Genomic DNA, 12,901 nt, shown 5'->3' with positions numbered 1-12,901 from the left:
CCCACGACGCAGGAGACGCCATGACCACCTATCAGCACGACATCGAGGCCATCGAGGCCCTCACCCAGCGCAACGGCAGCAGCTGGGACGCCATCAACCCCGAGTACGTCGCACGGATGCGGGCGCAGAACCGCTTCAAGACGGGCCTGGAGATCGCCCAGTACACCGCCGACATCATGCGCCGCGACATGGCCGAGTACGACGCCGACTCGTCGGTCTACACCCAGTCGCTCGGCGTCTGGCACGGCTTCATCGGGCAGCAAAAGCTGATCTCGATCAAGAAGCACCTGAAGTCGACGAACAAGCGCTACCTCTACCTGTCGGGCTGGATGGTCGCCGCGCTCCGGTCGGAGTTCGGCCCCCTCCCCGACCAGTCGATGCACGAGAAGACCTCGGTGCCCGCCCTGATCGAAGAGCTCTACACGTTCCTGCGCCAGGCCGACGCCCGCGAGCTCGACCTGCTGTTCACCAAGCTCGACGCCGCACGCCTGGCCGGCGACGAGACGGCGGTGGAGTTCCTGCAGTCCGAGATCGACAACCACGAGACCCACGTCGTGCCGATCATCGCCGACATCGACGCGGGCTTCGGCAACCCCGAGGCCACCTACCTCCTGGCCAAGAAGATGATCGAGGCGGGTGCCTGCGCCATCCAGATCGAGAACCAGGTCTCCGACGAGAAGCAGTGCGGCCACCAGGACGGCAAGGTCACGGTTCCGCACGACGACTTCATCGCCAAGCTCAACGCCGTCCGCTACGCGTTCCTCGAGCTCGGCATCGACAACGGCATCATCGTGGCGCGCACCGACTCGCTGGGTGCGGGGCTCACCCAGAAGCTCGCCGTCTCGCGCACCCCCGGCGACCTCGGCGACCAGTACAACGCGTTCCTCGACGTCGAGGAGATCACCGAGGCGGACCTCGGCGACGGCGACGTGATCATCCGCCGCGAGGGCAAGCTCCTGCGCCCGAAGCGCCTGGCCAGCAACCTCTACCAGTTCCGCAGCGGCACCGGCGAGGAGCGCTGCGTGCTCGACTGCATCACGGCCCTGCGCAACGGCGCCGATCTGCTGTGGATCGAGACCGAGAAGCCCCACGTCGAGCAGATCGCCGGCATGGTCGACGAGATCCGCAAGGAGATTCCGAACGCGAAGCTCGTCTACAACAACAGTCCCTCGTTCAACTGGACGCTCAACTTCCGCCAGCAGGCCTACGACCTGCTCGTGGCGGAGGGGCGCGACGTGTCGGCCTACGATCGGGCCGACCTCATGAACGTCGCCTACGACGAGACCGAACTGGCCCAGCTGGCCGACGAGAAGATCCGCTCGTTCCAGAAGGACGGCTCGGCCAGGGCCGGCATCTTCCACCACCTCATCACGCTGCCGACCTATCACACGGCGGCCCTGTCGACCGATGACCTGGCCAAGGGCTACTTCGGCACCGAGGGCATGCTCGCCTACGTCAAGGGCGTGCAGCGCCGCGAGATCCGCGAGGGCATCGCGACCGTCAAGCACCAGAACATGGCAGGGTCCGACATCGGCGACAACCACAAGGAGTACTTCGCCGGCGACGCCGCCCTCAAGGCCGGCGGCAAGGACAACACGATGAACCAGTTCGGCTGAGCGCCGATCCGCTCGGATTCTCGAGCCGCAGCATCCCGGATGTCGATTCCGGATGCTGCGGCTCGACGTGTGGTCGTAACGTCGCAACTGACGAAAGGACCACTGCGATGCGTTTTCTCATGCTGGTGCTCAGCGACCCTGAGCTGACCGACCCGGCCGCCGAGCCGGCACCCGTGACCATCGAGGAGTGGTCGGCCGAGGTCTACGACACCGGGCGCGGAATCGAGGGAGACCGGCTGCGCCCGCCCGCCGAGGCCAAGACCGTCCGCCGCCGCAAGGGCGAGGTGATCGTCAGCGACGGCCCCTTCGCCGAGAGCTACGAGCTCATCGGGGGCTTCGACGTGCTCGAGTGCGCAGACCTCGAGGAGGCCGTCGAGATCGCGTCGCGGCATCCGATGGCCGCCTGGGGCGCGATCGAGCTGCGGGCGTACTGGCCGCTGGATCTCTGAGGCAACACTCACGCGCCCGCGGCGGCGCCGCACTACGCTTTCAAGGGTGACCGAACGCGCTCCCCTCTCTCGCAAGCTGTCCGCCATCGCCGAGTCGGCGACCCTCAAGGTCGACGCGAAGGCGAAGGCCCTGCAGGCCGCCGGTCGGCCCGTGATCAGCTACGCGGCGGGCGAGCCCGACTTCGCCACCCCGAGCTTCATCGTCGACGCCGCCGCGCACGCGCTGGAAGACCCCGCGAACTTCCGCTACACCCCCGCCGCCGGACTCCCTGTGCTCCGCGAGGCGATCGCCGCCAAGACCCTGCGCGACTCGGGCCTGGAGGTCGCACCGTCGCAGGTGATCGTCACCAACGGCGGCAAGCAGGCCGTGTACCAGGCCTTCCAGGCGGTGGTGAACCCCGGCGACGAGGTGCTGCTGCCGGCTCCCTATTGGACGACCTACCCCGAGGCGATCCGCCTGGCCGACGGCACCCCTGTCGAGGTGTTCGCCGGCGCCGACCAGGAGTACAAGGTCACGGTCGCCCAGCTCGAGGCCGCCCGCACCGACCGCACCACCGTGCTGGTGTTCGTGTCGCCCTCGAACCCGACAGGCTCGGTCTACACACCGGAGGAGACCAGGGCGATCGGCCAGTGGGCGCTCGAGCACGGCATCTGGGTCATCACCGACGAGATCTACCAGAACCTCGTCTACGAGGGCGCGCGGGCCGTGTCGATCGTCGAGGCGGTGCCCGAGCTCGCCGGCCAGACGATCCTCGTCAACGGCGTCGCGAAGACCTACGCCATGACCGGCTGGCGCGTCGGCTGGATGGTGGGGCCCGCCGACGCCATCAAGGTCGCCGCCAACCTGCAGTCGCACCTGAGCTCGAACGTCAACAACATCGCCCAGCGTGCGGCGCTGGCCGCCCTCACGGGCCCGCAGACCGAGGCCGAGGAGTTCCGCCAGGCCTTCGACCGCCGCCGCAGGCTCATCGTGGCGGAGCTCTCGAAGATCGAGGGGGTCACCGTGCCGAACCCGCTCGGCGCCTTCTACGTCTACCCCGACGTGCAGGGACTGCTCGGCCGCGAGTGGCGGGGTGTCACCCCGACGACGTCGCTCGAGTTGGCAGACCTGATCCTCGACAAGGCCGAGGTCGCCGTCGTGCCGGGTGAGGCGTTCGGCCCCTCGGGGTACCTGCGCCTGTCGTACGCGCTGGGCGACGACCAGCTGCTGGAGGGCGTGCAGCGCCTGCAGGAGCTGTTCGCCTCGTAGGGGCTACAGCTCGACGCCGACGAGCACGGGCTCGGGCTGGAGGATGAGCCCGAACTCGGACTGCACACGGCCCTGCACGTAGCGCGCGAGCTCGGCGATCTCCTCTGCCGTCGCGCCGCCGCGGTTGGTGAGCGCGAGCGCGTGCTTGGTCGACAGCGCCGCGCGCGACCGCCCGAGGCGGAATCCCTTGCGCACTCCTGCGTGCTCGATGAGCCAGGCGGCGCTGACCTTGACGTCGGGCTCGACCGACGCCGGCGGCGCGATGTAGCCGTCGTAGCGCTCCAGCGGAATCACCCGAGTGGCCTCGCGCACCTGCGCCATCGGCCACCTCGGGCACGCCTCGGGCAGCGTGCGGGCGAAGGATGCCGAGACCACCGCGTTCTGGAAGAACGAGCCCGCGCTGTGCGTGTCGGGGTCGGCGTCGTCGAGCACCATGCCCTTGCGGGCGCGGGTGGCCAGCACCGTCTCGCGCACCCATTGCAGGGTCACGGTCGCGTCAGGAGCGAGCCCCAGCGCCTGGCGCAGCTGGTCGCCCCGCACCGGGAACTCGCCCGAGCCGACCTCGGCGAGTTCGAGCGTGACCGAGAGGATCACGGCGGGGCGGGTCGGCACCGACCCGTAATGCTGCTTGAGCACCGAGGTGCGAAAGCCCAGCCCGAGCTCGTCGGCGGGCACCGTCGACACCTCGCCGGTCGCCTCGTCGATGAGCTCGACCTCGACGAGGGTCTGCACGATCTCCTGACCGTAGGCGCCGATGTTCTGCACGGGCGCCGCTCCGACCGTTCCCGGGATGCCCGACATCGCCGCGATTCCGGAGAGCCCCTCGGCCACCGAGTGGGCGACGAGGGCATCCCAGCTGTGGCCCGCCTGCACGCGCAGCCGCACGAAGCCGGGCCGTGGCGACGGCAGCCGCTCGATTCCCTCCGTGAGCACACGGATCACGGTGCCGGCGAAGGGCTCGTCGCCGGCCAGCAGGTTCGAGCCACCGCCGAGCACGAGCCACTCGTCGCGTTCCGCCCAGACGTCGCGGAGGGCGTCGACGAGCTCATCGACGCTGCGGGCGTCGATCATCCGCTCGGGGGTGCCGCCGGCGCGCAGCGTCGTCAGCTGCGCCAGCGGGATCGGCGTGACCTCGGGCATGTCGTCAGGCGGTCCGCACGCGCACCTGCGCCTTGCCGAGCACCGTGGTGTCGGCGGCGGTGACGGTGAGGTCGATGCGTGCGGTCTCGTCGTCGACGACGCCCACGGTGGCCACGACCGAGACGTCGGCGCCGCTGTCGGCGTCGACGACGACGGGGCGCGTGAAGCGCACGCCGTATTCGACGATGCGACCGGAGTCGCCGAGCCACGGTACGAGGGTCTCGATCGACAGGCCCATCGTCAGCATCCCGTGCGCCAGCACGCCGGGAAGTCCCACGCGGGCCGCGACGTCGTCGCGGTAGTGGATGGGATTGAAGTCGCCCGACGCGCCCGCGTAGCGCACGAGCGATTCACGCGTGAGATGGATGCTGCGCTCGGCGACGACATCGCCGACCGTCAGGGCTCCGAGGCCCGCAGACGCGCTCACTCGTCGCCTCCGATCAGGAGCACCGAGGTCGCCGTGACGACGTGGGCTCCGGCCGCATCGGTGATCTCGGCCTCGCTGGTGACCATGGCGCCCTTGCCGATCGCGCGCACGCCGACGATCGACAGCTGCCCGGTGAGCTCATCGCCTGCCACGATTGGCCGCGTGTAGCGGAAGCGCTGCTCGGCGTGGATCGTGCGCTCGAGCGCGATGCCCGAGTCGGGCTCGGCGAGAAGCTGCTGCAGAGTCAGGTCTTGGATCACCATCGCGAAGGTGGGCGGCGCGACCACGTCGGGGTAGCCCAGGGACTGCGCCGCGGCGGGGTCGAGGTGCTGGGGGTCGGTGGCGAAGACGGCGCGCGCGAACTCGCGCACCTTCTCGCGGCCGACCAGGTAGGCATCCGTCGGGGGGAAGACACGCCCGACGAGCTCTGGGTTCACTGGCACCCGACAAGTCTATCGAGCGCGCTGGGCGGGCCGATGGTCACCGCCGTCGGCCGCGGACCGCCTTGACCGCCATCTGGACGGCGATGTAGGTCATGAACAGCGCGAACAGCGCGTTGGCCACGACGGGGTCGAGCAGGGTCGCGATCCAGGCGCCGAGCGCCGTGGTCGTGCAGGCGGCGATGCCGATCGTGACGGCGGCGACCAGATCGACATTGCGCCGCCGGACGTTTCCGACGGTGCCTGAGACCGCGGTCGGGATCATCATGAGAAGCGAGGTGCCCTTGGCGACCAGGTCGCTCGCGCCGAAGAGCACCATCAGCGCCGGCACGACGACGACGCCGCCGCCGACGCCGAGCAGCCCGGAGAGCACCCCCGTGAACAGGCCGAGCACGAGCAGCGCGATGATCGACCACGGCGTCAGCTCGATCGTCGCACCACGATCGGGCACGACGAGGAAGAGGCTGACGATCGTGACCGCGACGAAGACGACGAAGCCCCACCGCAGCGCGGTCTGCGAGATGCGCGGCAGCAGCCAGGTGCCCAGCTGCGCGCCGAACACCGCTCCCAGGGCGAGCACGAGCGCCGGGATCCACGCGACCGACCCGTGCACCGCGTAGGAGACGACTCCGACGGATGCCGTCGGCACGATCGCCGCGAGGGAGGTGCCGGCCGCGAGCCGCTGGTCGAAGCGCAGCAGCATCACCAGCATCGGCACGATCACGGTGCCGCCGCCCACCCCGAACAGCCCTGAGAGCAGTCCGGCGAGCAGGCCGATCACGATGCACGCGACGAAGAACCGCGCCGTTCGAGGGCGCGCGCCTGCCTCGCTCACTCGTCGGTCGAGGTCAGCACGTCGATGGCCCATCCGTCGGCCGAGGGCACGGTGACGTAGCGGTAGCCGCTCGAGTAGTCCTGCGGCTCGTCGATCGGGTCGCCGTTCTGGTCGAGGTAGGCCGAATAGTCCTCCGTCGTCTCGAGGACGATCTCGTCGTCGGCGGCGTCGATCGAGGTGATGGTCACCTCGTACGAGGCGATCGACTCGCTGAAGTACCCCGCCTGCTCCTCGAACACCGCGCAGTCCTCGAGCAGCTGATCGGCCCGGAACCGGGCCGTGGTGGCCTGCTGGAACTTGTCGCAGTCGGCCTCCTTCCACGCCTGGTCGTAGAGCTCCACGGCGGCGACGGCGGCCTGTTCGTCAACGCTCTCCGGCGCCGCGGCGGCCGCCCCCGAGAAGAACCGGAGCGCGAGCGGGATGAGCACAGCGGCGGCGATCACGAAGAACAGCAGCACGGCGCCCAGCACGACCCAGACGACCCACAGCCTCGACCTGCGCGGCTCGGTGGCGGCAGTGAAGATCCCCCCGCCGCCGGGGTACCCGTCGGGCGGCGCCAACGGCGGAACGGTCGCCGCGGGCTCGGCGGAGACGTCGGTCACCGGTGCCGACGGCCCGGCCTGCGGCTCGACGGGCGCGAAGCCGAGCTGCTGCTCGAGCGGCTGCGGCGCGGGCTCGGCGGCCGGAGCCTCGGCATCTGCGGCGGGCTCGGGATCCGGCTCTGCCACGTGCTCCGTCCACTGCTGGCCGTCCCACCAGCGGAGGGCACCGTGCCCGTCGTCGTACCAACCGGGAGGCGTCGTGCTCATGCCGCCCACCCTACCCCGGTGCGCTGTCAGGGGCGGTGGATCCAGAGGGTCGCCTGCCGCGAGAACAGCAGCACAAGGGCGATCACGACGAGGCACAGGTGCACGATCCCGACGGCGACGAACATCCCGCCGCGCAGCATCGTGAGAACGGACGAGGCGGCCCCCAGTGCCAGCCCGAACGCCATGAACCAGCGCATCAGCGAGGTGCCGAAAAGCACGCCGGTCGCCACCGTCGCAGCGACGAGGCCGGCGACGATGAGATACACCCCGACGGCGGCCGCGGCGCTGTCGGCGTCGTAGCGCTGCACGAAGGCTGCATCGGTGAGGCGGGTGAGCAGGACGAGCCCGACGATCGTCTGCAGCGCGGCCTGCGCGTAGCCGAGCACGGCGACGACGGTGATCTCCCACGGGCGCGTGCGCACGGGCCATTCGACACTCGCGACCATCCGCTGCCCTTCCGGGTCGGGTTCCCCGCCCATCGTGGCACGCTTCGGTTGCCGAGACCCGCTATACCGCCCGAAACCGATCCACTGCGACGAGGTTTCGCTCCAGAGGGCAGGTCTCGCGCGCAGCGGCGACGCAGCGCGATCCGGCAACGAGAAAGGGCCCCGGAAAGGGGCCCGTTTCGGTAGCGGGAGCGGGGCTTGAACCCGCGACCTCACGATTATGAGTCGTGCGCTCTCACCAACTGAGCTACCCCGCCGCGCCGCATCCGCACGGCGAGATGTGGATGCTGCGAGCCCCGAGTCAGGATTGAACTGACGACCCCTTCCTTACCATGGAAGTGCTCTGCCACTGAGCTATCGGGGCGTGCTGCCCGCAAGCAGGCAACTAGAAGAGAATACCAGAGCGAACGGGCACCTCTGAACCTCAGGTCACCCCACCGTGTGGGTGCCGTCGGTGTACTCACGCAGCCACACGATCGGGTCAGTGGGGGTCGTGCCGTTCAGCAGAACCTCGACGTGGGTGTGGGCGCCGTACGAGCGACCGGTGTTGCCGGTGTTGCCGATCACGGTGCCGACGGTGACCTTGTCGCCGACCGAGACCTTGAGCGAGCCGTACTGCATGTGTCCGTACCGCGTCGAGACCAGCTTGCCGTCGATGATGTGGTCGATGACGACCGTGACACCGTAGGCCCCGCCGCTCTCGGTCGCGATGCGCACCGTGCCGTCGGCGATCGCCTGCACGTTGGCGCCGTTGCCCGGAACGAAGTCGGCGCCCTCGTGCATCGCGCCCGATCGCCAGCCGAAGCCGTAGGAGATCGAGACGCCGACCGCGAACGGCCACTGGATGTTCGAGGTCGGATCGTTCGTGTAGAAGTCCGACGGGTAGAGGATGTTGTCGTCTTGCGCGATCTGCGCCGTGCTGACCATCGAGTAGTTCTCGTTGCGCGAGAGCTCGACATTCTCGACGCTGGCCGGAGCGACGTAGGCCTGGATCTCGCTGTCGTCTGCGGCGACGTCGCCGGCCGGTGCGACGACCGACATCGACGCGGTCGCCGTTCCGCTCGCGGCGGCGACGGCGACGGCAGGGGTGGTCATTCCGACGGCCAGTAGGCCGACGACCCCGACGACCCCGATCGAGAAGGATGCCGTGGCCAGCCGTCGAAGCGACACTCCACGTCGGAGCGACACCCCCGGCACGACGACATCGGCCGCAGCGACGGGCTCGGCGTCGGCCGGCGCATTCTGCGTCGGGATGTCGGCGGTGAAGGAGAAGAGCCGGGCCGCGGCCTCGAACTCGTCGAACTCCGCACGGAACGCGTGCTGCGGCTCGGGCTCGGCCTCTCGCTCGGGCTCCGGAACGTCGACGGGCTCCTGCAGGAACGGCTCGTCGAAGACGAGGTCGGCGTAATCCTGACCGGGGTCACCGGCGGCGACCGCCTGAGTGAACGTCTCGGGCTCCGCGGCCTGCTCTGGCGCGACCTGCTCCGCGACGATCTCCTGTGGTGCGGTGGCGACCCGACGAGCGCGACGCGACAGCACGGCGGCGACAGGCGCCGGAGCGACGACATCCGTCGTCACGTCGTCGGTCACGACGTGCGCGTCGACCTGCGGCACCGCGGCGGCAGCGCGCCGGCGGAGCTCTGCCCTGGTCGTCACCGACGGCACCGACGGCGCCTGCACAGGCGTCGCGGAGGTGCGGCTCGATCGGCGCGTGGGCGCGGAATCGGGCACAGGGGGGTGAAACGACAAGCGGGGATGCTCTCAGCTCGGGCGCCGGGGGGCAGCGTTCGGATCTCGGGTGTCGAACCCACGCCGTTCGGGCGGCGTTGGTAACGAATGGGTAAACACTACTCCCCCGAGCCTGGGAATGCCATGCGCGCGAGCCATCGACTCGCCGTCGATCGACGGACGGGCTTCAGTGCCCCTTGGCCGCCGCCGACAGGGCCGCGAACAATCCGGGACCCGACGCGACGGTGAGGTCGCGATTCGGGGTGTCGCCGATGCCTGCTCCGCCGACCATGCCGCCGGCCTCGGTCACCAGCAGCGCCCCGGCCGCGTGGTCCCAAGGGTGCAGTCCGCGCTCGAAGTAGCCGTCGAGCCGCCCGGCGGCGACGAACGCGAAGTCGAGCGAGGCCGCTCCCGCCCGCCGCAGGTCGCGCGCGAGGGGCATCACCCGCGCCACGCGGGCGAGGTCGCCGACGTGCGTGGCGGGGTCATAGCCGAAGCCGGTGGCCAGGAGCGCCCCGGCCGCCGACGGTTCTGCGTTCACCGCGAGCCGCTCCTCGCCGAGCCATGCCCCCTCGCCGCGCGCCGCGTGGAACAGCTCGCCGGTGACCGGGTTGAAGACGACCCCCACGAGCGCGAGCCAGGTCGCCGGGTCGGGCTCGCCGGCGACCGCCGCGATGCTCACGGCGTACGACGGAATGCCGTAGGCGTAGTTGACGGTGCCGTCGATCGGGTCGACGACCCACGTGAGATCGCCGATGCCGCGCTCGGCTCCCGACTCCTCGCCGAGGAAGCCGTCGCCCGGCCGCGCCTCGGCGAGCCGATTGCGGATGAGCCGCTCCACCTCGCGGTCGGCCTCGGTGACGATGTCGGCGACGGCCGACTTCGTCGCCGCGATGCGCACGCCCTCGCTGCGCCGCAGCCTGGCGAGCTCACCGGCCTCGCGCGCGATGTCGATGGCCAGCTGCTGAAGGGCGCGCACGTCGGTCACGCGTTCCACGCTAACCCTCGCGCTACGGTGGCGTCATGCCCGACGCCTCCCCTGTCACCCACGACGTCGTCATCGTCGGCGGCGGCCATAATGCCCTCGTCGCCGCCGCGTACCTCGCGCGCGCGGGACTTCGCACCGTCGTTCTCGAGCGGCTCGCGCACCTCGGCGGGGCGGCGGTGTCGCAGCGCCCGTGGGACGGCGTCGAGGCGAGGCTCTCGCGCTACTCCTACCTGGTGAGCCTGATGCCGCAGCAGATCATCGACGACCTCGGGCTGCGCTTCGATCTGCGCCGACGCCGCTACTCCTCGTACACCCCCGACCCCGGCGACCCCTCGCGCGGCATCCTCGTCGACAACGCGGATGCCGCCGCCACGGCGGCGTCGTTCGCGCGGGCCACAGGAGATGCAGCCGAAGCCGAGCGGTTCGCCGCGTTCTCGGCACGGCTCGGACCGCTCGCGCGCACCATCTTTCCGACGATGACAGACCCGCTGCGGCCGGGGCACGAGCTGCGCACGGCGCTGGGCGACGACGCGCTCTGGCGCGATGTGGTCGAGCGGCCGCTCGGGCGGCTGCTGCGCTCGTCGCTGTCGACCGATCTCGCCCGCGGCATCGCCCTGACCGACGGCCTCATCGGCACGTTCTCGACGGCCGACGACGAGAGCCTGCGGCAGAACCGCTGCTTTCTTTATCACGTGATCGGCGGTGGCACCGGCGACTGGGACGTGCCCGTGGGCGGCATGGGCCGGGTCACCGCGGAGCTCGAGCGCGCCGCCCGCGAGGCCGGAGCGGAGCTTCGTGTCGACGCGCCGGTGACCTCGGTGCACCCCGACGGTGAAGTCGAGGTCGGCGGCGAGCGCCCCGAAGTGCTCCGCGGGCGGGTCGTGCTCAGCGGGGTCGGGCCGTCGGCGCTGCGTCGGCTGCTCGGTGAAGACGACGTGCGCACACCTGAGGGCGCTCAAGTCAAGGTCAACATGCTGCTGCGGCGGCTCCCCCGGCTCCGGGACACGAGCGTCGCCCCCGAGGCCGCGTTCGCCGGCACCTTCCATGTCAACGAGACCCTCACCCAGCTCGACGCCGCGCACGCGGCCGCGATCAGCGGCAGCATCCCGTCGCCGCTTCCCGCCGAGATCTACTGCCATTCGCTGACCGACCCGTCGATTCTCGGGCCAGAGCTGCAGGCGGCGGGTGCGCAGACGCTGACGCTGTTCGGGCTGCAGGTACCGCACCGGCTCGTCGCCGGCGCCGACACGGATGCCGCGCGCGCGGCGCTGCTGCAGGCTGCGACGCGCTCGCTCGACAGCGTGCTGGGCGAGTCGCTCGAGGATTGCCTCTGGCTCGACGACGCGGGCGACCCGTGCATCGAGGCGCGCACGACGGCCGATCTGGAGGGGTCGCTGGGCATGATCGGCGGCGACATCTTCCATGGCGATCTGTCGTGGCCGTGGGCAGACGACGATGCCGACCTGTCGACGCCGGCGCAGCGCTGGGGAGTCGCGACCGACCACGAGCGGGTGCTGCTGTGCGGCTCGGGCGCACGCCGCGGCGGCGCCGTCAGCGGGCTCGGCGGGCACAACGCGGCCATGGCCGTGCGGGAGATGCTGCTGGCGTGACGCGCGACGTCGCCGTGCGCGCCGACGCGGTCAGGAGCGCGGCGGCAGCGGGGGCGGCGGCGGGTATCCCTCGTAGCCGGCGGCCTGGGCGGGCGCGGGCGGCTGAGAGCCGGTGGGGTAGCCGGTGTAATAGGCGTTCCAGTCGGGCGACCCGTCGACCAGTGCCGGAAGCGGCGTGATGCCGTCGACATACGTGGGCCAGGCGGCGAACGCCTGCGGCGTGTAGGCCGCAGCGGCGGGTGGCGCGAGCCGGGGCCGGCGCGGGGCGAACAGTGCGTTGACGAGCGGGATGAGCGCGGTGCCGAGGGCCGCGAGGATCGCGACCGCCACCACGATGCGCCAGTAGATGTCGAGGAAGATCACATACTCCGACCACATCAGCGGAACGATCAGCAGCGCCGCCAGGCCCACCACCAGCGCGATCGTGATGACGGCGACCGTGAGCGTGAACCCCGTGCGGTAACGCGCGAGCGCCTTGGAGTAGAGCCGCACATGCAGGAGCGCCAGCTGCAGGATCAGCACGATCAGCAGGAACTGCATGAACCGGCCGATGCCGCCGAAGAGGTAGCGCTCCGGCATCCAGATGAGGATCGCGCCTGCCAGGAGCGCGACGACCCACGAGGCCATGCTGGCCAGAGCGAACCACGCGGGGCGGCGTGCAGCCAGGTGCGCCTCGAGGATCGCGATGCCACCGAACGCCGCCAGCAGCAGGATCGTGAGGAACGCGCGGCCGACGATGCCGTTCTGCGTGCCGACGAGCACCCAGATGACGCACACGATCGCGGCGGCGATGAGTGCGCCGATGGCCACCCAGATCGCGGCGCGCACCAGGGCGCTGCGTTCGCCGGTGTGCGGGGGCTGCGGGTACTGATCGGGCGCGGTCATGCGGGATCCTCTCGGCGGTACGTGCCCTCATCCTGGCATGACCCGGCCGGTGCGCGCCGCCGTCGCTCCTCTATCGGGGACGGATGCGGCGCGGCCGAGCCTGGGGAGGAAGAGGCGACGGTCGTCCGCTCCCGCAGACGAGAACACCCCTCCGAGGAGGGGCGTTCACAGGGTGGCGAGTGAGGGATTCGAACCCCCGAAGTCTAAGACGGCTGATTTACAGTCAGATCCCTTTGGCCGCTTGGGTAACTCGCCAGGTGCGCACCCGCCCGGCTTTTG

The 12,901-nt window shown here is 70.5% G+C and carries 13 protein-coding genes and 3 tRNA genes; 4 read left to right on the top strand and 12 right to left on the bottom strand.

What is annotated here, in order from left to right; all coding sequences use genetic code 11:
* Positions 1-20 precede the first annotated feature (20 nt).
* The 3 genes from OAW74_RS12625 to OAW74_RS12615 all read left to right on the top strand — a co-directional run bounded on the left by OAW74_RS12625 (position 21) and on the right by OAW74_RS12615 (position 3,314).
* Positions 21-1,616 carry an isocitrate lyase gene (locus OAW74_RS12625; RefSeq protein WP_262874731.1) on the top strand — a complete coding sequence of 532 codons (1,596 nt, stop codon included), beginning with the start codon at positions 21-23 and terminating at the stop codon, positions 1,614-1,616.
* A 107-nt stretch (positions 1,617-1,723) separates the two neighbouring features.
* Positions 1,724-2,065, top strand: a complete 342-nt coding sequence (locus tag OAW74_RS12620; protein ID WP_262874730.1) for a YciI family protein — start codon at positions 1,724-1,726, stop codon at positions 2,063-2,065.
* Between the two features lie 46 nt (positions 2,066-2,111).
* Positions 2,112-3,314 (top strand): pyridoxal phosphate-dependent aminotransferase, encoded by a 1,203-nt coding sequence (locus OAW74_RS12615; protein ID WP_262874729.1) that lies wholly within the window; start codon positions 2,112-2,114, stop codon positions 3,312-3,314.
* Between the two features lie 3 nt (positions 3,315-3,317).
* On the opposite strand, the gene OAW74_RS12610 is transcribed toward OAW74_RS12615, so the two are convergent.
* From OAW74_RS12610 to OAW74_RS12565, 10 genes are all read right to left on the bottom strand, one after another.
* On the bottom strand, positions 3,318-4,454 hold the full coding sequence (locus tag OAW74_RS12610) for a UDP-N-acetylmuramate dehydrogenase (protein WP_262874728.1): 1,137 nt from the start codon (positions 4,452-4,454) through the stop codon (positions 3,318-3,320).
* A gap of 4 nt (positions 4,455-4,458) precedes the next feature.
* Positions 4,459-4,881, bottom strand: coding sequence for a MaoC/PaaZ C-terminal domain-containing protein (locus tag OAW74_RS12605; RefSeq protein WP_262874727.1), 423 nt, complete (start codon positions 4,879-4,881; stop codon positions 4,459-4,461).
* Positions 4,878-5,324 (bottom strand): MaoC family dehydratase N-terminal domain-containing protein, encoded by a 447-nt coding sequence (locus OAW74_RS12600; RefSeq protein WP_262874726.1) that lies wholly within the window; start codon positions 5,322-5,324, stop codon positions 4,878-4,880. Before OAW74_RS12600 ends, OAW74_RS12605 begins: the two co-directional genes overlap by 4 nt.
* 37 nt (positions 5,325-5,361) lie before the next feature.
* The gene (locus OAW74_RS12595) at positions 5,362-6,156 is read right to left on the bottom strand and encodes a sulfite exporter TauE/SafE family protein (protein ID WP_262874725.1); all 795 of its coding nucleotides are present in this window, start codon (positions 6,154-6,156) and stop codon (positions 5,362-5,364) included.
* The gene (locus OAW74_RS12590; RefSeq protein ID WP_262874724.1) at positions 6,153-6,965 is read right to left on the bottom strand and encodes a DUF2510 domain-containing protein; all 813 of its coding nucleotides are present in this window, start codon (positions 6,963-6,965) and stop codon (positions 6,153-6,155) included. The genes OAW74_RS12595 and OAW74_RS12590 overlap by 4 nt, the downstream gene beginning before the upstream one ends.
* Positions 6,966-6,991: 26 nt before the next feature.
* Positions 6,992-7,444, bottom strand: coding sequence for a hypothetical protein (locus OAW74_RS12585; RefSeq protein ID WP_262874723.1), 453 nt, complete (start codon positions 7,442-7,444; stop codon positions 6,992-6,994).
* A 150-nt stretch (positions 7,445-7,594) separates the two neighbouring features.
* Positions 7,595-7,668, bottom strand: a tRNA-Met gene (locus tag OAW74_RS12580).
* Positions 7,669-7,703: 35 nt separating this feature from the next.
* Positions 7,704-7,775 (bottom strand) — tRNA-Thr (locus OAW74_RS12575).
* A 65-nt stretch (positions 7,776-7,840) separates the two neighbouring features.
* Complete coding sequence (locus OAW74_RS12570; protein WP_262874722.1) at positions 7,841-9,160, bottom strand: M23 family metallopeptidase; 1,320 nt, start codon at positions 9,158-9,160, stop codon at positions 7,841-7,843.
* 166 nt (positions 9,161-9,326) lie between these two features.
* Entirely contained in the window at positions 9,327-10,127 is an 801-nt protein-coding gene (locus tag OAW74_RS12565) for an inositol monophosphatase family protein (protein WP_262874721.1), read from the bottom strand.
* 35 nt (positions 10,128-10,162) lie between these two features.
* Between OAW74_RS12565 and OAW74_RS12560 the strand changes: the two genes are divergently transcribed.
* Positions 10,163-11,737, top strand: coding sequence for a phytoene desaturase family protein (locus tag OAW74_RS12560; protein ID WP_262874720.1), 1,575 nt, complete (start codon positions 10,163-10,165; stop codon positions 11,735-11,737).
* A gap of 30 nt (positions 11,738-11,767) precedes the next feature.
* Here OAW74_RS12560 and OAW74_RS12555 read toward each other — a convergent pair whose 3' ends face one another.
* Together OAW74_RS12555 and OAW74_RS12550 are read right to left on the bottom strand one after the other, a co-directional pair.
* The gene (locus OAW74_RS12555; protein WP_262874719.1) at positions 11,768-12,622 is read right to left on the bottom strand and encodes a hypothetical protein; all 855 of its coding nucleotides are present in this window, start codon (positions 12,620-12,622) and stop codon (positions 11,768-11,770) included.
* 173 nt (positions 12,623-12,795) lie between these two features.
* Positions 12,796-12,877: transfer RNA gene (locus OAW74_RS12550), tRNA-Tyr, on the bottom strand.
* Between the last annotated feature and the right edge of the window lie 24 nt (positions 12,878-12,901).

It is taken from the genome of Microbacterium fluvii (assembly GCF_025515205.1).
In the GTDB taxonomy this organism is placed as follows: Bacteria; Actinomycetota; Actinomycetes; order Actinomycetales; family Microbacteriaceae; genus Microbacterium; species Microbacterium fluvii.
This window is presented reverse-complemented; position numbering and strand designations above follow the sequence as displayed.